This window comes from Streptomyces sp. EDA2-14 (assembly GCF_054963755.1).
On the sequence record NZ_JBUEGE010000024.1, the window covers coordinates 65,531 to 84,857 of the forward strand.

The 19,327-nt window shown below is 70.7% G+C and carries 13 protein-coding genes; 6 read left to right on the forward strand and 7 right to left on the reverse strand.

Translation table 11 applies throughout. The features are described 5' to 3' along the window. Positions 1-156: 156 nt before the first annotated feature. Both ACY34M_RS36810 and ACY34M_RS36815 read right to left on the reverse strand, forming a co-directional pair. A complete protein-coding gene (locus tag ACY34M_RS36810; protein ID WP_462720809.1) occupies positions 157-1,233 on the reverse strand; it encodes a metallophosphoesterase family protein in 1,077 nt (358 codons plus the stop codon). A gap of 218 nt (positions 1,234-1,451) precedes the next feature. Continuing rightward, entirely contained in the window at positions 1,452-2,564 is a 1,113-nt protein-coding gene (locus ACY34M_RS36815) for a LacI family DNA-binding transcriptional regulator (RefSeq protein ID WP_462720808.1), read from the reverse strand. A 366-nt stretch (positions 2,565-2,930) separates the two neighbouring features. Here ACY34M_RS36815 and hisC point away from each other — a divergent pair, with 366 nt between their 5' ends. From hisC to ACY34M_RS36845, 6 genes are all read left to right on the forward strand, one after another. After that, a complete protein-coding gene (hisC, locus tag ACY34M_RS36820) occupies positions 2,931-4,010 on the forward strand; it encodes a histidinol-phosphate transaminase (RefSeq protein ID WP_462720807.1) in 1,080 nt (359 codons plus the stop codon). Between the two features lie 204 nt (positions 4,011-4,214). Beyond that, positions 4,215-5,792: a cytochrome ubiquinol oxidase subunit I gene (locus ACY34M_RS36825; protein WP_462720806.1), complete on the forward strand. Its 1,578-nt coding sequence runs from the start codon at positions 4,215-4,217 to the stop codon at positions 5,790-5,792. Between the two features lie 13 nt (positions 5,793-5,805). Beyond that, entirely contained in the window at positions 5,806-6,810 is a 1,005-nt protein-coding gene (gene cydB / locus ACY34M_RS36830) for a cytochrome d ubiquinol oxidase subunit II (RefSeq protein WP_462720805.1), read from the forward strand. A gap of 46 nt (positions 6,811-6,856) precedes the next feature. Further along, entirely contained in the window at positions 6,857-10,357 is a 3,501-nt protein-coding gene (gene cydD / locus ACY34M_RS36835) for a thiol reductant ABC exporter subunit CydD (protein ID WP_462720804.1), read from the forward strand. Positions 10,358-10,453: 96 nt separating this feature from the next. Next, positions 10,454-12,184, forward strand: a complete 1,731-nt coding sequence (locus ACY34M_RS36840) for a GAF domain-containing sensor histidine kinase (RefSeq protein WP_462720803.1) — start codon at positions 10,454-10,456, stop codon at positions 12,182-12,184. Between the two features lie 135 nt (positions 12,185-12,319). Then, a complete protein-coding gene (locus ACY34M_RS36845) occupies positions 12,320-13,369 on the forward strand; it encodes a M23 family metallopeptidase (protein ID WP_462720802.1) in 1,050 nt (349 codons plus the stop codon). A gap of 21 nt (positions 13,370-13,390) precedes the next feature. Here the strand turns inward: ACY34M_RS36845 and ACY34M_RS36850 are convergent, their stop codons facing one another. From ACY34M_RS36850 to ACY34M_RS36870, 5 genes are all read right to left on the reverse strand, one after another. Beyond that, complete coding sequence (locus ACY34M_RS36850; protein ID WP_462720801.1) at positions 13,391-14,299, reverse strand: HAD-IIB family hydrolase; 909 nt, start codon at positions 14,297-14,299, stop codon at positions 13,391-13,393. A gap of 89 nt (positions 14,300-14,388) precedes the next feature. Then, entirely contained in the window at positions 14,389-15,342 is a 954-nt protein-coding gene (locus tag ACY34M_RS36855; RefSeq protein ID WP_462720800.1) for an LLM class flavin-dependent oxidoreductase, read from the reverse strand. Between the two features lie 182 nt (positions 15,343-15,524). Continuing rightward, on the reverse strand, positions 15,525-16,502 hold the full coding sequence (locus tag ACY34M_RS36860) for a MerR family transcriptional regulator (protein WP_462720799.1): 978 nt from the start codon (positions 16,500-16,502) through the stop codon (positions 15,525-15,527). Then, a complete protein-coding gene (locus ACY34M_RS36865; RefSeq protein WP_462720867.1) occupies positions 16,499-18,277 on the reverse strand; it encodes an SDR family oxidoreductase in 1,779 nt (592 codons plus the stop codon). Before ACY34M_RS36865 ends, ACY34M_RS36860 begins: the two co-directional genes overlap by 4 nt. 11 nt (positions 18,278-18,288) lie before the next feature. Further along, positions 18,289-19,131, reverse strand: coding sequence for a M24 family metallopeptidase (locus tag ACY34M_RS36870; RefSeq protein ID WP_462720798.1), 843 nt, complete (start codon positions 19,129-19,131; stop codon positions 18,289-18,291). Positions 19,132-19,327: the final 196 nt, after the last annotated feature.

Consider the following 19,327-nt stretch of genomic DNA (forward strand, 5'->3'; position numbering starts at 1 on the left):
GCCCGCATGGGTACGGGCCGTCGGGCAGAAACGGAGGGGAGCCTGCTACGGATAAGCCGATGGTAGAGCTGTCACGGCACGCCGTGACAGGGGGTTTCCGGAAATTGGCCCGGCGGCCAGTCGGTTCCTCCGGTTTTGCGGCAGACCGGCGAACGATCAGGCGCCGATGGGCAGTTGCTGGACGAGTAGCTTTCCAGCCATCGTCACGCCGCCGTCCATGGCGATCGCCAGCCCGTTGGCGTATACATGCGGGCCCTCGACGGGGGGCCTGCTGTCCTCGCTGTCCCCGTCCTCGCCACCGACCTCGCCGAGCAGATACGGGATCGGGCTGTGGCCGTGCACGATGCGCGAACCGCCGTAGGTGTCGAGGAGCTGTCGTACCGCGTCGGGCCCGGACTCCTCGTCCTTGAACGCGAACCGCTTGGTGAACTTGCGGAACAGGTCCCAGCACTCGTCCGCGTCATTGCGCGTGAGCGTCTCGCGCACCGTGTCGTTGACGGCCTCGATGGAGTCGCCGTAGTCGAGGTACGACGTGGTGTCCGAGTGCGTGAGCAGGTGGTCGTCCTCGATCTCGATCGCGTCGAGCCGGGACATCCACTGCAGATGCACGTCCTGGAGGCGGTCCATGTCGGCCTTCTGCCCGCCGTTGAGCAGCCAGGCCGCCTGGAAGGTGGCGGTGCCGGCGCCGGAGTTGACGGGCGTGTCGCCGAACCGCTTCGCGCCGAGCAGCAGCAGCTCGTGGTTGCCCATGAGCGCCTTGCAGTAGCCGCCCGCGGCCGCCGCCTCGGCGGACAGCCGCATCACGAGGTCGATGACGCCGATCCCGTCGGGCCCGCGGTCGGTGAAGTCGCCGAGGAACCACAGGCGCGCGGTGCCCGCCGCCCAGTTCCCCTCGGCGTCGATCAGGCCCTTCTCGCGGAGCGCGGCGAGCAGCTCGTCGAGGTAGCCGTGCACGTCGCCGACGACGAACAGCGGGCCGGGGCCCTCGTCCCCCGCGGGCGCGGGCTGCGGCGTCTCGAGCTGGACGGTGTCGCCCCGGGCGATGACGGGCAGATCGCGCTCGGTGGGCGTGTACCCGTCGGGATACGCCTCGGGACTCTCGGCGCCGGGGGCGGGGTTGTCCGGGTCCGTCGGCTGTACGTTCGCCGGTACGTCATGGACGTACGCGGGAACACGGAAGTCGCGCAGCGTCTCCGTGCGCGCTGCGGGTCCCAGACCGGCCCCCTGAGTCATCGACCCCTCCACCACCATTGCGCCGCTTGTGCACCGTATCGGACTGCCTGGTCGCAGCGGCCCGCGGTGTCGTGCGCCCATCATAGGAATGCGGCTCGCGCTGTGTGATGCACCAGGGGTGGTGAATCGGTGACGGGCGGCTGATCGCCGTGCATTTCTCCCGAATTGGTGTGGACTTTTCTCTGGGGTGGAGTCGCCGAAAGGTGGGCGGGGGGCGGTCAGCCCTGCCCCGAGGAACGGGGCGGGCTGACCGTGGTGCGGTGCGGACGCCGCTGGGACGAGGTCCGCACGATGAGCTCGGTCGGCATCACCTGCTCGACCGGTTGGTCGGAATCGACCCCTTCGATGGCGTCGATGAGGAGCTGCACGACGGACGTCCCGATCCGCCGCGGTTTGAGCGAGAGGGTCGTGATGGGCGGTTCCGTGTTCGCGTAGACACTCGACTCGCTGCAGCACACCAGCAGCAGGTCTTCCGGGACGCGCAGCCCGTAGCGGCGGGCCGCGGCGAGCAGATCGGTGCCGTTGGGATCGAAGAGGCCGTAGACCGCGTCGGGGCGGTCGGGCCGGGCGAGCAGCCGGTCGGCGGCGACGGCCCCCGCGCAGGGATCGTGCGCGGGGTACGACTCGTAGACCGGTTCCTGCCCGATCCGCTTGCACCAGCGCAGATACGCGGAGGTGGAGAGGTGGGTGTACGTGTCGGTGGTGGTGCCGGTGAGCAGTCCGATGCGGCGGGCGCCGGACTCGGCGAGGTGGTCGAGGATGCCGAGCACGGCGGCCTCGTGGTCGTTGTCGACCCAGGCGGTCACGGGCAGGGTGCCCGCGGGACGTCCGTCCGAGACGACGGGCAGGCCCTGGCGGACCAGCTCGGTGACGACCGGATCATGGTCGGAGGGGTCGATCACGACGGTGCCGTCGAGCGCGACGTTCGACCACACGTCGTGGCGTGAGGTGGCGGGCAGGATGACGAGTGCGTACCCGCGGGCGAGCGCGGCGGAGGTGGCGGCTCGGGCCATCTCGGCGAAGTACGCGAATTCTGTGAAGGTGAAAGGTTCATCCCCGTACGTCGTCACGGTCAGGCCGATGAGGCCCGATTTCCCGGTACGGAGCGTGCGAGCGGCCGCGGAGGGGCGATAGCCCAACCGGTCGGCGACCTCGCGGACGTGGCGTCGGGTGGCGTCCGGGAGCCGGCCCTTACCGTTGAGCGCATCGGACACAGTCGTGATCGAGACCCCGGCGGCTGCGGCAACGTCTCTGATGCCTGCCCGGCCCGGCCGGGTGCCCCTGCGGGTCGTCTCTGCCCGGCTCACCTGGTGCTTCCCTGCTGCTGTCATGGCGAGCCGATAGTAGGGCTCATTCGGCTGCATGGTGGGGGCGCATATGCAGGCGTTGACAGGCACGTTTCTGCAAGGTGATGACCCATCACCAACCTTAAAACACATGGTAGTTGCCGGTTTTGACTATGGCACATCCCTTGTTGCCACGCATGGGCCTGCCACCTCGGCGATGTATCGAGTAGGTCTCAACTCACCTTCACGGGTGATGCGCGCCACGGCGCGAGCCACCGGCGCGCGCCAGGGTCGGGGGCGCTCCCCCCTCTCCGTACGCCTTGGGGAGGGTCCGGATACCCGGGCCATTGGGGAGCGCGACGAATCCTCTTAAGGTGAGCAGTATTGGAACGGCCCACAAGGAGGACTGCGGTGAGCGAGATCAACCCGAAGCTGCGTGCGGAGCTGGCGGGGATCCCTGCCTACAAGCCCGGCAAGCCGGCCGCCGCCGGGGGGCCGGTGGCGTACAAGCTGTCCTCCAACGAGAACCCGTATCCCCCGCTGCCCGGAGTGATGGAGCAGGCGATCGCGGCCGCCGGGTCCTTCAACCGCTACCCGGACATGGCCTGCACCGGCCTGATGAACGAGCTGTCCGAGCGCTTCGGCGTGTCGGTGAGCCACCTGGCCACCGGGACCGGCTCGGTCGGCGTCGCGCAGCAGCTGCTCCAGGCGACCTCGGGGCCGGGCGACGAGGTCATCTACGCGTGGCGGTCCTTCGAGGCGTACCCGATCATCACGCAGATCAGCGGCGCGAAGTCGGTGCAGGTGCCGCTCACGCCGGGCGAGGACCACGACCTCGACGCCATGATCGACGCGATCACCGACCGCACGCGCCTGATCTTCGTCTGCAACCCCAACAACCCCACGGGCAACGCCATCCGCCGGGCCGAGCTGGAACGGTTCCTCGACCGGGTGCCCTCCGACGTCCTGGTGGTCCTCGACGAGGCGTACCGCGAGTTCATCCGGGACACCGAGGTGCCGGACGGCGTCGAGATCTACCGGGACCGGCCGAACGTGGCGGTGCTGCGGACCTTCTCCAAGGCGTACGGGCTCGCGGGGCTCCGCGTGGGCTTCGCCATCGCGCACGAGCCGGTCGCCGCGGCGCTGCGCAAGACGGCGGTCCCCTTCGGCGTGAGCCAGCTCGCGCAGGACGCGGCGGTCGCCTCGCTGCGTGCGGAGGACGAGCTGCTCGGCCGGGTCGGCTCGCTGGTGGCCGAGCGCACGCGGGTCGTCGAGGGGCTGCGGGCGCAGGGCTGGACGGTGCCCGAGACGCAGGCCAACTTCGTGTGGCTGCGCCTGGGGGAGAAGACGACGGAGTTCGCGGCGGCCTGTGAGCGGGCCGGCGTGGTCGTACGGCCGTTCGCGGGCGAGGGTGTGCGCACCACGATCGCGGAGACCGAGGCCAATGACATCTTCCTGCAGACGGCCGCGGAGTTCCGCAAGGAGCTGTAGCCCGCCCGGCGCGGGCCGCGCACCGTAGCCACAGGGGGGTCTCCCAAAGTTAGGGGGACCCCCCTCTCGTATGCCGACAACCAGTACGACATAATGCTTGTGAATGTGAACGCGTTCACAAGCGTGTCCTGGTTCCTCCCAGGATTTGTGGGATTAAAGGGGCAAACTGCCGCTGTGACCACGGCGAAGTAAGGAGAAGACGCAGTGGACCCGACAACGGTCGCCCTCGCGCCGGAGACCCTGGCGCGATGGCAGTTCGGCATCACCACCGTCTACCACTTCCTGTTCGTCCCGCTGACGATCAGCCTCGCCGCGCTCACGGCGGGACTGGAGACGGCATGGGTACGCACGGGCAAGGAGAAGTACTTCCACGCCACGAAGTTCTGGGGAAAGCTCTTCCTGATCAACATCGCGATCGGTGTGGCGACCGGTCTCGTGCAGGAGTTCCAGTTCGGCATGAACTGGTCCGACTACTCGAAGTTCGTCGGTGACGTCTTCGGTGCCCCGCTCGCGATGGAGGCGCTGATCGCCTTCTTCTTCGAGTCCACCTTCATCGGGCTGTGGATCTTCGGCTGGGACAAGCTGCCGAAGAAGATCCACTGCGCCTGTATGTGGATGGTGTCCATCGGCACGCTGGCCTCGGCCTACTTCATCCTGGCGGCCAACTCCTGGATGCAGCACCCGGTCGGCTACGAGATGGACAAGAAGACCGGGGTGGCCCGCCTCAACGACATCGGGCACGTCCTCTTCCAGAACACCGCGGTCGTCCAGTTCGCGCACACCGTCTCCTCCGCCTTCCTGACCGGCGGAGCCTTCATGATCGGCATCGCCAGCTTCCTGCTCTGGAAGATCAAGAAGCAGAAGGACGCCGGCGAGCAGGTCGACCGCAAGCGGACCATCACGCTGCGCAGCTCGCTCCGGATCGGCCTGGTCACCACGATGATCGCGGGCGTCCTGGTCGCCCTCTCCGGTGACCAGCTGGCCAAGGTGATGTTCAAGCAGCAGCCGATGAAGATGGCGGCGGCCGAGGCCCTGTGGAGCACCGAATGCCCCGCGCCGTTCTCGATCTTCGCGGTCGGTGACGTGACCAAGGGCCACAACTCCGTCGAGATCGAGCTTCCGGGCCTGCTGTCCTTCCTGGCCGACAGCAACTTCCACAGCTGCGTGCCGGGCATCGAGGAGACCGCCAAGGCCGAGGCCGAGAAGTACGGCGGCCAGCCCGACGAGTACGTGCCCAACATCTTCGTCACCTTCTGGGGCTTCCGCCTGATGATCGGCATCGGGCTCACCGCGGCCGTGGCCGCGGGTGCCGGGTTCTGGCTGACGCGCAAGAAGCGATGGCTGTTGCCCGAGCACCGACGGGGTGAGGACGAGATCCCCAAGCTGATGCTCACCAACAAGAAGGAGCTCGGCCCGACCGTCACGAAGTGGGGCTGGCGGGTCGGCATGGCCTCGCTGATCTTCCCCTTCATCGCCAACTCCATCGGCTGGATCTTCACCGAGATGGGCCGTCAGCCCTGGGTCGTCTTCGGACTGTTCAAGACCAAGGACGCGGTCTCCCCCGGCGTCAGCCAGACCGAGATGGCGATCTCGCTGACCGCGCTGACCCTGCTGTACGCGGTGCTGTTCTGGATCAACGTCCGGCTGATGAAGAAGTACGCCGTCAAGGGTCCCGACACGGACGAGGAGCCGCCGACCAAGGATCCGAAGCTGCGTGGTCCGTCGGGGGACGACTCCGACGACAACGACGACGCCGACAAGCCAATGACCTTCGCGTACTGAGAGGAGAAGCGCCATGGGTCTCAACGAATTCTGGTTCCTTCTGATCGCCGTTCTGTGGACCGGCTACTTCTTCCTCGAAGGCTTCGACTTCGGGGTGGGCATCCTGACGCGGCTGCTCGCGCGCGACCGGACCGAGCGCCGCGTGCTGATCAACATCATCGGGCCGGTCTGGGACGGCAACGAGGTCTGGCTGCTCACCGCGGCCGGAGCGATGTTCGCCGCGTTCCCCGTCTGGTACGCGACGTTCTTCAGCGCCTTCTACCTGCTGCTCGTGCTCGCGCTGCTGCTGTTGATCGTGCGCGTGCTGTCCTTCGAGTACCGGCACAAGCGGCCGGAGGAGAGCTGGCAGCGCAACTGGGAGCTGGTGCTCTTCGTCAGCTCGCTGCTGCTGCCGTTCCTGTGGGGCGTGATGTTCGCCGACATGGTGCACGGTGTGCCGATCAACTCCCAGCAGGACTTCGCCGGCTCGTTCGGCGACCTGCTGACCTGGTGGGGTCTGCTCGGCGGGCTTGCCTTCACCGCCGTCTGCACGCTGCACGGTGCGGTGTTCACCGCGCTGAAGACGGAGGGCGACATCCGGGTGCGGGCGCGTGCGCTCGCGACGAAGGCGGGCGTGGCCACCGTGCTCCTGGGCGGCGGCTTCCTCGCCTGGATCCAGGCCGAGCGCGGCACGACGTGGACCGCGGTGGCGTTCGCCGTGGCGGTCGTCGGGCTGCTCGGTACGCTCGCGATGAACGCCAAGGGCCGCGAGGGCTGGGCGTTCGCCTTCAACGGGGTCGCGATCGCGGCCGTCGTGGCGGCGATCTTCCTCTCCCTGGCGCCGAACGTCATGCCGTCCTCGCTCAACGAGGCGTGGAACCTGACGATCGACAACACGGCCTCGGGTCCGTACACGCTGAAGGTGATGACCTGGGTCGCGGGCATCATGACGCCGCTGGTCCTGCTCTACCAGGGCTGGACCTACTGGGTGTTCCGCAAGCGGCTCGGCACGAACCACATTCCCGCCGAGGCGCACTGAGCGCCCTCGACCCGCCTGCGTTCTTCTACGTGAGGGTGTGTTTCACGTGAAACCGATCGACCAGCGCCTGTTCCGGTACGGCCGGGCCTCCCGCTCCTTCCTCATCGCGGTGGTGGCCCTGGGCGCCGTCGGGGCGGGCCTGGTCATCGCGCAGGCGATGCTGATCGCCGAGATCGTGGTGGGCGCGTTCCAGCACGGTCTCGGCGTGACCGAACTGCGCACACCGCTGCTGCTGTTGCTGGCGGTGGCAGCCGGACGCGGGCTCGTGTCCTGGCTGACCGAGCTGGCCGCGCACCGGGCGAGCGCGGCGGTCAAGTCGGAGCTGCGCACCCGCTTGCTGGAGCGGGCCTCGCGGCTCGGGCCCGGCTGGTTGAGCGGGCAGCGCACCGGGTCCCTTGTGGCGCTGGCGACGCGCGGTGTGGACGCCCTCGACGACTACTTCTCCCGCTACCTGCCGCAGTTGGGGCTCGCGGTGGTGGTCCCGGTGGCGGTGCTCGCCCGCGTCGTCACCGAGGACTGGGTGTCGGCGGCGATCATCGTCGGCACACTGCCCCTCATCCCGGTCTTCATGATGCTGATCGGCTGGGCGACCCAGTCCCGGATGGACCGCCAGTGGCGGCTGCTCTCCCGGCTGTCCGGCCACTTCCTGGACGTCGTCGCGGGCCTGCCCACCCTGAAGGTGTTCGGCCGCGCCAAGGCGCAGGCCGAGTCCATCCGAAAGATCACCGGCGAGTACCGCAGGGCGACGATGCGCACCCTGCGGATCGCCTTCCTCTCGTCGTTCGCGCTGGAGTTGCTGGCCACGCTGTCGGTCGCGCTCGTCGCCGTGACCATCGGCATGCGGCTCGTGCACGGCGAGATGGACCTGTACATCGGGCTCGTGATCCTGGTGCTCGCGCCCGAGGCGTATCTGCCGCTGCGGCAGGTGGGCGCCCAGTACCACGCGGCGGCCGAGGGGCTCGCCGCGGCCGAGGAGATCTTCGCGGTCCTGGAGACGCCGCTGCCGGAGTCCGGTGAGCAGGGCGTTCCGGAGGCCGGCGGCATCGGGTTCGAAGGTGTTTCCGTCCGCTACGAAGGGCGGCCGTCTGAGGCTGTCTCCCACGTCTCGTTCGAGGTCGCCGAGGGCGAGACCGTGGCCCTCGTGGGACCGAGCGGTGCGGGCAAGTCGACGCTGATCAGCGCCCTGTTGGGGTTCGTACGCCCCAGTGCCGGTCGGGTGTCCGTCGGCGGCACCGATCTGGCCGAGGTGTCGCGCGACGCGTGGCACGCGCGCGTGGCGTGGGTTCCGCAGCGGCCGCAGCTCTACGCCGGGTCGATCGCCGACAACGTACGGCTCGCGCGGCCGGACGCGGACGATGCCGCGGTGCTCGCCGCGCTGCGGGAGGCCGGGGCCCTGGAGTTCGTCGAGGCGCTGCCCGAGGGCACGGCGACCGTGCTCGGGGAGGACGGCGCCGGGCTCTCCGCAGGACAGCGCCAGCGGCTCGCGCTCGCGCGGGCGTTCCTCGCGGACCGGCCCGTCGTCCTGCTCGACGAGCCCACGGCCGCGCTCGACGGCGAGACCGAGGCGGGCATCGTCGACGCGGTGCGCAGGCTCGCCGTGGGGCGGACCGTGCTCCTCGTCGTGCACCGGCCCGCGCTCCTGGCCGTCGCGGACCGGGTCGTCCGGATCGAGGCGCCCGGCGCGGTGCCGGCGCAGGCGCGGGGCGCCGTCCAGGGGAGCCCGTCCGGGCAGGCCCTCGCCGATGCCGTCGGAGCCGCTTCCGCAGAGGGGCGGGACGACGCGCCGGTGGCCCGGCGCCATGTGCTGACACGGCTGCGGGCCGCCGCCAGGCCGCGCCGCTCGCGGCTCGCGCTCGCCCTGCTGCTCGGTGCGCTCGCGCTCGGCAGCGCGGTCGGCCTGATGGCGACGTCCGGGTGGCTGATCTCGCGGGCCTCTCAGATGCCGCCGGTGCTCTACCTGATGGTCGCGGTGACGGCCACGCGCGCATTCGGCATCGGGCGAGCCGTCTTCCGGTACATGGAGCGGCTCGTGTCGCACGACGCCGTGCTGCGGATGCTGGCCGACACCAGGGTCGCCGTGTACCGGCGCCTGGAGCGGCTCGCCCCCACGGGGCTGCGCACGACACGGCGCGGCGACCTGCTCTCCCGGCTCGTCGCCGATGTGGACGCGCTGCAGGACTACTGGCTGCGCTGGCTGCTGCCCGCGTCGGTCGCCGCGCTCGTGGGCGTGGGTTCCGTGGCGTTCACGGCGTGGCTGCTGCCCGCCGCGGGCGCCGTGCTCGCCATGGGGCTGCTGCTCGCCGGGGTCGGGGTGCCGCTGCTGTCCGGCGCTGTGTCCCGGCGCGCCGAGCGCAGGCTGGCCCCCGCGCGCGGGGTGCTCGCCACGAAGGCCGCCGAACTGCTCACCGGCACCGCGGAACTGACGGTCGCGGGCGCGCTGCCGCGCCGTACGAAGGAGGCGTCGGAGGCCGACTCCGTGCTGACGCGGATCGCCTCGCGCGCCGCCAGTGCGACCGCGCTCGGCGACGGGCTCACCGCACTGATCACCGGCCTCACCGTGGCGGCCGCCGCGCTCGTCGGCATCCAGGGCGTGCGCACGGGGCAGCTCCACGGGGTGTCGCTCGCGGTCGTCGTCCTGACGCCGCTCGCCGCGTTCGAGGCGGTGCTCGGCCTGCCGCTCGCCGTGCAGCACCGCCAGCGCGTCCACAAGAGCGCCGAGCGGGTCTACGAGGTCCTGGACGCGCCGGAACCCGTACGGGAGCCCGAGCGGCCCGCACAGGCGCCGCAGGACCCCTTCCCGCTCGTCGTACGCGGCCTCACCGCCCGCCACGAGGGCCAGGAGCGGGACGCGCTCTCGGGCGTCGACCTGACGCTGGAGCGCGGCCGCCGCGTCGCCGTCGTCGGCCCTTCGGGATCCGGCAAGACGACCCTCGCCCAGGTGCTGCTGCGCTTCCTCGACGCGGACGCCGGGACGTACACCCTCGGCGGTGTCGACGCGGCGGCCCTCGACGGCGACGCGGTCCGGCGGATGGTCGGGCTGTGCGCCCAGGACGCGCACCTCTTCGACAGCAGCCTCCGCGAGAACCTGCTGCTCGCCAAGAAGGACGCCACCGAGGACGAACTGTGGGCGGTGCTCGGCCGCGTACGTCTTCGGGAGTGGGCGCAGGCGCTGCCGGACGGGCTCGACACTCTGGTGGGCGAGCACGCCGCGCGGCTGTCGGGCGGCCAGCGGCAGCGGCTCGCGCTCGCCCGCGCGCTCCTCGCCGACTTCCCCGTCCTCGTCCTCGACGAGCCCGCCGAACACCTCGACCTGGAGACGGCGGACGCGCTCACCGCGGACCTGCTGGACGCCACGCGGGGGCGGACGACGGTGCTGATCACGCACCGGCTCGCCGGTCTCGAGGCCGTGGACGAGGTGCTCGTGCTCGACGGCGGCCGGATCGCCCAGCACGGCCCGTACGCCGAGCTGGCGGCCGTCGACGGGCCGCTGCGGGAGCTGCGGCGACGGGAAGGCGCGGCGGAGGCACTGGCCGGCTCGGAGAGCTGAAGGACCGGCGTGGCGGGGCGAGGCGCCGGGCCCGGCCTCCCTCGTCGGCCCGGATCCCGACTTTCGTCCCTAATTAGTACTAATTAGGCTCGACGCATGGCAGCACCCACGGACCCCGGCGCCCGTCCCCCCGCCGAGCCCGCCACGGCTTCCCTGGAGGCGGCGACCGAGGCGACCCGGAGCCTGCACGGCCTGTCGGCGGAACTGACCGCGCGGCTGCCGCAGCTCCTGGAAGCGATGCGCTCCGTGGGCACCGGCCTCGAACTGCACTCCACGCTGGACCGGATCTGCGAGACGGCAGCCGAGCTGACCGACGCCACGTACGCCGCGATCGGTGTCGTCGCCGAGGACGGCGACGGCCTCTCCGACTTCGTCTACTACGGGGTCGACGAGGACACCGCGCGGCTCATCGGCCGACTGCCCGACGGGCACAAGGGACTGCTCGGCGCGCTCATCCACGACCCCGACACGGTGCGCCTCGCGAACCTCGCGGACGACCCGCGCTCGTGCGGCTTTCCCGCGAACCATCCGCCGATGCACACGTTCCTCGGCCTCCCCATCCGCGTACAGGGCGAGATCTTCGGAAACCTCTATCTCACGGAGAAGCACGGCGGCGGCGAGTTCAACGACGACGACATGAACATGGTCCGGGTGCTGGCCACGGAGGCGGGCATCGCCATCGGCAACGCGCGCCTCTACGAAGCGGCCAAGCAGCGCGAGCGGTGGATCGACGGGTCGGTGGCGGTGACCACCGCGCTCCTGTCGGGCGGGGACGCCGACGACGCGCTCCAGGTGGTCGCCGAGCAGTCCCGGCACCTCTCGGACTCGGCGGCCGGCATCGTGATGCTGCCCGCGAAGGAGGGCGGCATGGAGATCGTCGCCGTCGACTCGGACGAGCCCTCCGCCGCGCTCGGCGTGATCGTGCCGCCGGAGAGCGAGGTCATCTCCGAACTGCTCGACGGGCACGCCGTGTTCATCGACGACGCGGCCACCGACCCGCGCATGCTGACCGGCCTCGCCCGCGACTACGGGCCGTCCATGATGCTGCCCCTCCAGAGCGGTGGGCAGGTCCTGGGGACGCTGGTGATGACCCGCGCGCGTGAGGCGCGACCCTTCACCGAGGTGGAGCGCACCCTGGCCACCCAGTTCGCGTCCCAGGCCGCGCTCGCCCTGGTGACGGCCGAGGCGCAGCGCGACCGGGAGCGCCTCGCCGTCCTGGAGGACCGCGACCGGATCGCGCGCGATCTGCACGACCTCGTCATCCAGCGGCTCTTCGCCACCGGGATGATGCTGGAGACCGCCCAGCGCCGCTCCGTGGTGCCCGAGGTGCAGACCGGGGTCGGCAAGGCGGTCGACGAGCTCGACACCACGATCCAGGAGATCCGCACCGCGATCTTCGCGCTCCAACAGGAGCCCACCGAGGCGCCGTCGGGGCTGCGCACCAAGGTGCTCCGCGAGATCAACATGGCCGCCGTGCCGCTCGGCTTCCGGCCCTCGTACCGCTTCCTCGGGCCCGTCGACACGGTCGTCGGCGAGCTGACCGGCAAGAACCTCATCGCGGCCCTGCGCGAGGCCCTCTCGAACGCGTTCCGGCACGCGGAGGCCGCCCGTATCGACGTGGTCGTGGACGCCACCGTGATCCTCCCGGACGGGCAGCAGGGCGTCCGCCTGACGGTCGCGGACGACGGCGTGGGCATCAAGGAGGGCGGGCGGCGCAGCGGCCTGAAGAACCTCCAGCGGCGGGCCGAGTCGCTCGGCGGCGCCAGTTGGCACGGGGCGGGGATCGACGGGGCCGGTACGACGGTGGTGTGGCAGGCGCCCTACTGAGGACCGCCGGCCGGCACGGCCACCCGTCGACCGCCCCGGTTTGGCGGTACGTCCCTGCGCCGTACGGGGCATCCGTTCCCTCGGCCGTACCAGCTCCGCAGGAAGCCCGGGGCGCAGCGGTCAACGATCCGATGCATGCGTCATGGACCCCGCCGCACCGGCACGTCGCTCGTCCTACCGGCGCTGCTGTGCGCCCTCATCGCCCTCGGCGGCCCGCCCACGGTCTCGCAGGGCGCGGAGGGCCCCGAGGCGAGCGCGGACGTCGCGCGCCTCTTCGAGGAGGCGTCCACGGCGACGCAGCGCTACGAAGCGGGCCGTAGGGCCGCCTCCGTGCAGCAGGCGAAGGCGGAGAAGACGGAACGGCTGCTCGTGCGGGAGCGGCGGCAGATCTCGGTGCTGCACGACGATCTCGGCCGGATCGCCCGCGCCCAGTACCGCAGCGGTGGCGACGTCCCCATCACGGCGCAGATGCTGCTCGCGGGGGACCCCGACGAGTTGATGCGCGGTCAACGGGCGGTCTGGCAGGCGGACCTGGCCCTCAACAACGCCGTGGACAAGAGCAGGCGTGCCGAGCGCAGGCTCGCGGACGGACAGCGCAGGGCGGCGGACGAGTGGCGCTCCCTGAAGGAGCGCAACGCGCGGCTCGTCAGCCTGAAGAAGGGCATCGAGACGAAGCTCGAAGCGGCGCGGTGGAAGCTCCAGGGGCAGGCGGACCAGTCGGTCACCGCGGGCAAGTGCCGGGGCGCGGTCCGCCTCAAGGAGCCGAAAAACTCAACCACGCGCGCGTGGGTGCCCCCTGTGGAGAAGTACGAGCTGTCCGCGGGCTTCGACAGTGCGGGCGAGCGCTGGTCGCACCGGCACACCGGGCAGGACTTCGCGGTCGACATCGGCACGCCGGTGCGGTCGGCGGGCGCGGGCCGTGTGGTGAGCGTGTCCTGCGGCGGCGCCTTCGGCATCGAGGTCGTCGTCCGGCACCCCGGCGGCTACTGCACGCAGTACGCGCACCTCGCCGCGGTCACCGTCGACCAGGGGCAGAAACTCCGCGCGGGCCAGTGGCTGGGACAGTCGGGCACCACCGGCAACTCGACGGGGCCGCACCTGCACTTCGAGGTGCGGCTCACGCCGTATCTGGGCTCCGGGGTGGATCCGATGAAGTGGTTCGCGGACCGCCACGTGAAGCTGTAGCCGCCCGTGGACGGGGTGGAGCTACCGGACGGGGGCGTGCGTGGCGAGGATGTCCTCGATGACGCGGGCCACGCCGTCCTCGTTGTTGGTCGCCGTGCGGCCGGTCGCCGCGGCCAGCACCTCGGGGTGCGCGTTGCCCATCGCGTAGGACGTGCCCGCCCAGGCGAGCATCTCCATGTCGTTGGGCATGTCCCCGAGGGCGACCACCTCGGTGGGCGCGATGCCGCGCTCCGCGCAGCACATGGCGAGCGTGCTCGCCTTGGAGACCTCGGGACCGCTGACCTCCAGGAGCGCGCTCGGGCTCGACCGCGTGATGGCCGCCCGGTCGCCCACCCCCGCGCGGGCCAGCGTCAGGAACTCGTCGGGGCCGAGCTCCGGGTGGTACGCGAGGAGCTTGAGCACCGGCTGGTCCGCGACGGACGCGCCCTCGAAGTCCGCGGCCAGCAGCTTCTCCGCGGCGGCGACGGTCTCGCCCGGATCCATGTGCAGCGGCGGGTACGCCGGCTCGTGGTGCAGGCCGCCGGTGCGCTCGACGGCGAACGTGGTGCCGGGCGCGGTGTCGCGCAGAATGCGGACGACGTCCAGCGCGCTCGGGACCGTCAGCTCGCGGATCTTGACGAAGCGGTGGTGGCCCGTGCCGCCGTGCAGATCCACGACGGCTGCGCCGTTTCCGCAGATCGCCAGGCCGTGACCGTGCACATGGTCGCTGACCACGTCCATCCAGCGGGCCGGACGACCCGTCACGAAGAAGACCTCGATTCCGGCCTCCTCGGCGGCGGCGAGCGCGGCGACCGTACGCGGTGAAACGGTCTTGTCGTCGTGCAGCAACGTTCCGTCGAGATCGGTGGCGATCAGCCGGGGCTTGAGGGCGGAGGGGGCCGGAGTCCGGGGCCCGGGAGTCGGTGAGGTCACCGACCCATGGTCGCGCATATGCGTGCACGGGCGTGCTGCGGGGCGCACATATGAGTGCGCACCCGGCTCATGTGCCCCACCCGGTTCCCGGCGTGACGGTGTCCGATTCAGTCGAGTTGGCCCAGGGCTTCCGTGGCGATCGCCTCGAAGGTCTTCTGGTCGGCCTCGAAGGCGGTGTCCGGGATCGGCCAGTGCACGACCAGCTCGGTGAACCCCAGCTCGCGGTGGGTGCCGGCGAAGTCCACGAAGGCGTCGACGGACGTGAGGGGGTGGGTGCGGTCCGGGGTGAACCCGGTCAGCAGGATCTTGTCCAGTTCGCCCGCGTCCCGGCCGATGGCCTCACAGGCGGCGGTCAGCTTCGCGACCTGTCCGCGAATGGCTTGAACCGACTCCTCCGGGGTGCCCGACTCGTACAGCTTCGGGTCGCCGGTGGTCACCCACGCCTGGCCGTGCCGCGCGGCGAGCTTCAGTCCGCGCGGGCCCGTAGCGGCCACCGCGAACGGCAGGCGGGGGCGCTGCACACAGCCCGGAATGTTCTGGGCGCCGACGTCGCCGCCCGCCGAGTAGAAGGTCCCGTCGTACGAGACCGTGTCCTCGGTGAGCAGCCGGTCGAGCAGCGGGACGAACTCCGCGAAACGGTCGGCCCGCTCGCGCGGCGTCCACGGCTCCTGCCCGCTGTGCGCGAGGGCGCTCGCGTCGAAGCCGGTGCCGCCCGCGCCGATGCCGAGCGTGATCCGGCCACCGGAGATGTCGTCGAGCGTGAGCAGTTCCTTGGCGAGGGTGACGGGGTGCCGGAAGTTCGGCGAGGTCACGAGGGTGCCCAGGCGGATCCGCTCGGTGGCGGTGGCCGCGGCCGTCAGCGTCGGCACCGCCCCGAACCACGGCCCGTCCCGGAACGGCACGCGCCAGGACAGGTGGTCGTAGGTGTACGCGGTGTGGAAACCCAGCTCCTCCGCGCGCAGCCATGTCTCGCGCGCACCCTCGTGCCAGCGGCGGTGGGGCAGGATCACGGTGCTCAGGCGCAGCGGGCGCGTGGGTGTGGCGGGAGCGTTCTCGTTCATACCAGTGAGCGTATGCGGGGCAGCCGCGCAGGTCCTTCCGCAACGCCTCCTGAGACCCCTCGTGGTTCGGCTCGGTTCCTGCTCGGCTCACTCAGATTTTTCGTAGATATTTCTGTCCGGATGTTTGATCCACAGCCAAGTCCAGTTATCCACAGGCTAGTTGGCGATTCTGTGGACAACTCTCAGGCTGGGGAGTCCTTTTGGGTAACTAGTTCCGTATTGCTGGTATTTGAGGTCAATGCATCCAATGTCCGTGTCTGTACCTCCCGTTCGGCCGCCGCAGCGATGAACGTGGAGACGTGCTCTGAACCAACCAACCTGCACACAGCCCGAATTGTCTCCGGCGGTATGGCGACGGAAAGCGGCTCATTCGCCACCTCGGCCTGCGGTCCTTCGGAGAGGTGGCGGTGGAGGTGACGGGTGGCGAACAGGCGCATGGCACGCGCCAGTTCGGCATCCACCGATTGCTGGGCGAGCGGCCTGAGGCGCCGCACGAGCGAGGCCGCTTCGGTCGCTTCCGCGTCCGTCGGCGGCTGCGGACCGAGATAACGCGCGAACACATGCTCGGTAGTGAACTCAAGGAAACGCGCCGCAATATGCTCGACCTGCCCCCTCAACTCCCGGAGATGACAGGAGATTGCGGAGAGCGGAACGCCGGCGGCGTGCAACTCGGCCGCGACAGCCAGCTCTTGGGGGCTGGGGACGAGGAACTCCTCGTCGTTCCCCGGTACGGACTCAAGAATGCCGAGCTCCAGCGCATCCCGTACGGCTGCCTCGTCGGGCTCCCCGCCGAACCGTTCGTCCAACTCCGCGCGCGTGATGCGCCCCGCCCGCTCGTCCGTCCACGGACCGTCCACCTCCGCGACCAGACCGAGCACGCCGCCCAGGCCCCGCCCCGCGTCCCAGGCCTCCAGCAACTCCTTGATGGACGCCAGGGTGTAGCCGCGGTCCAGCAGATCGGCGATCTGGCGCAGCCTGGACAGATGCGTGTCCGTGTACACATTGGCCCGCCCACGGCGCTCGGGCCGCGGCAGCAGCCCACGGTCCTGGTAGGCGCGGATCGTACGGACCGTGGCCCCGCTGTGGTGGGCCAGGTCCTCGATCCGGTACTCGGCGGTCGGCTCCGCCCTCTCCCGCGGTCCCGGGGCATCGGTGCTCACAGCGGCGGCTCCAGCCGTGCGATCGCGCGCAGGGCCTTGGGCGTGAAGCGGGACATGAGGTGCGCGCCGCGGGCCTCCGGGGTGACCGGGACGACCGCCTTGTTGTGCACGACGGCGCCCAGGATCGCCTCGGCGACCTTCTCCGGCGGATAGTTCCGCAGGCCGTACAGGCGCGAGGACTTCTTCTGGCGGCGCTTCTCCTCCTCGGCGTCGACCCCGGCGAAGCGGGCCGTCGCCGTGATGTTCGTGTTCACCAGGCCGGGACAGATCGCGGAGACCCCGATGCCCTGGTCGGACAGCTCGGCGCGCAGGCACTCGCTGAGCATGAGGACCGCGGCCTTGGATGTCGAGTACGCGGGGAGCGCCTTCGAGGGCTGGTACGCCGCGGCGGACGCGGTGTTCACGATGTGGCCGCCCTGACCGCGCTCGGCCATCTGCTTTCCGAACAGCCGGCAGCCGTGGATGACGCCCCACAGATTGACGTCGAGGACCTTCTTCCAGTCCTCGGGCGTGGTGTCGAAGAACGAGCCGGACAGGCCGATCCCCGCGTTGTTCACCAGGACGTCGACCACGCCGTACTCGGCCGCGACCTTCTCGGCGAGCTTCTCCATGGCCTGCTCGTCGGTGACGTCCACGGTCTCGCCCCACGCCTCGGGGGCGCCTATGAGCTGGGCCAGCTCGGCGGTCCGCGCGGCGCTCTCGGCGTCCCGGTCGACGGCGACCACGCGCGCGCCGGCCTCCGCGAAGACGAACGCGGTGGCCCGGCCGATGCCGCTGCCCGCCCCGGTCACGAGGACCAGCTGGCCGGCGAACCGGTCCGCGTACTTGCCGCCGGCCGCCGGGCGCTGCGCAGGCACCCCGGTCTCCTGCCCTTCGTTCGCGGTGACGAAGTCGGTGATCCAGGCGGCGAGCTGGTCGGGCCGGGTGCGCGGTACCCAGTGCTTGGCGGGCAGCGTGCGCCGGGTCAACTGGGGCGCCCACAGCTCCAGCTGGTCGTACAGCTTGGGCGACAGGAAGATGTCGCCGAGCGGCGTGATGAGCTGCACGGGCGCGTGCGCGTACGCGTCCTCGCGCGGGTGGCGCAGCCGCGCCCTGACGTTGTCCCGGTACAGCCAGGCGCCGTGCGCGGCGTCCGAGGGCAGGGAGGACGTCGGGTAGTCGCCCGCCGGGACCCGCTCGACGCGCTCCAGGATCTTCGGCCAGCGCTTGCCGAGCGGACCGCGCCAGGCGAGCTCGGGGAGCACGGGCGTGTGCAGCATGTACACGTACCAGGACTTGGCGCCCTGCCCGAGCAGCTGGCCCACCTTGGCGGGCGTGGGCCGCTTCATGCGCTGCTTGATCCAGTGCCCGAAGTGGTCGAGGGACGGGCCCGACATCGACGTGAAGGACGCGATGCGGCCCTGCGTGCGCTTGACGGTGGCGAACTCCCACGACTGCACCGAACCCCAGTCGTGCCCCACCAGGTGCACGGGCCGGTCCGGGCTCACCGCGTCGGCGACCGCCAGGAAGTCGTCGGTCAGCTTCTCCAGGGTGAAGCCGCCGCGCAGCGGCTTCGGCGCGGTCGACCGGCCGTGTCCGCGCACGTCGTAGAGCACCACATGGAAGCGGTCCGCGAGGCGCTCGGCGACCTCCGACCACACCTCCTTGGAGTCCGGGTAGCCGTGCACGAGCAGCACCGTCGGCCGCTCGGCCCCGCCCGGTTCGCCCAGCTCGACGACGCACAGCTCGATTCCGCCGGTGCGCACCCAGCGCTCGCGCGCGCCATGGATCTTCATCAGGTCCGACATCAGATGCCCTCCGCCCAGCGCCGCACGTGCGGCAGATCGTCGTCCAGCCAAAAGGCGCTCTCCTGCGGGTCCTTGGAGTCGGTGACCACGAGGATCTCCTCGAACTTGGCGCCCGTGCCCCGGAATCCGAGGTGGGGTTCGACCGCCCACAGCCCCGGCCGCGGTGGGTGGTCGGAGAACTTGTACGGCGACCACAGCGGCGACCAGCCGTCCCGGTGCCCGTGCAGCGCGTCGCTCGCCAGGCCCTTCAGGGACTGGGTGCCGAAGCCGAACAGCGTGGGATTGACCCGCCGCTCCTTGACCCGGTCGACCTTGTGCGCGATGACGCCGAAGGGGTACGCCCGGTGCCGGTTCGCATAGCCCTGGCGGACCATCAGGCGCTCCACGTCCTCGTAGATCTCCCGCAGGGAGCGCCGCTCGCGCACCTCGCGCAGGATCAGCTCGCGGTGCGCCTCCAGGTCCGAAAGCAGCTTGTCGTGCACGGGGTTGAGACCGAGGCAGCCCGAGTAGCCGATGTCCGCGGTGAAGCCCTGGTGGACCGGCGCCATGTCGAGGATGAAGGGCATCCCCGCCTCCAGCTTCCGGTTCGTCGGGAAAAACTGCAGCGGTACGCGGAAGTTCGCGAACGCCGTGCGGTCCCCGAACCAGGCGAAGGGCAGGTGGAACCAGTCCCGCACCCCGCGCTCGCGCAGCCACTCCCGCTGCATCCGCGCCGCCTCGCGCTCGGTCACACCGGGCTTGAGCTGCGCCGCCACCGCCTCCGCGCAGGCGTACGCGAGCCTCTGTACTTCTCTGAACCCCCGCAGCTCCGCCGAGAGTTCACGCACCACTGCTGCGGTCATGCCACCGTCCGTCCCGGTCGCGGCTGCCCGGACCCCGTGACCGGGCCGTCGCCGTACGCGTTCGTAACTTGACACTGATGAATGTGACAATGCTTGACGGCGACGTCAAGAGGCCTGCACGGGGTACTCGGGGTGGACCCCTAGGGACCCGTAATACTCAGGTCTTACGCAAGGTCGACCCCACGGTCTGACGAAT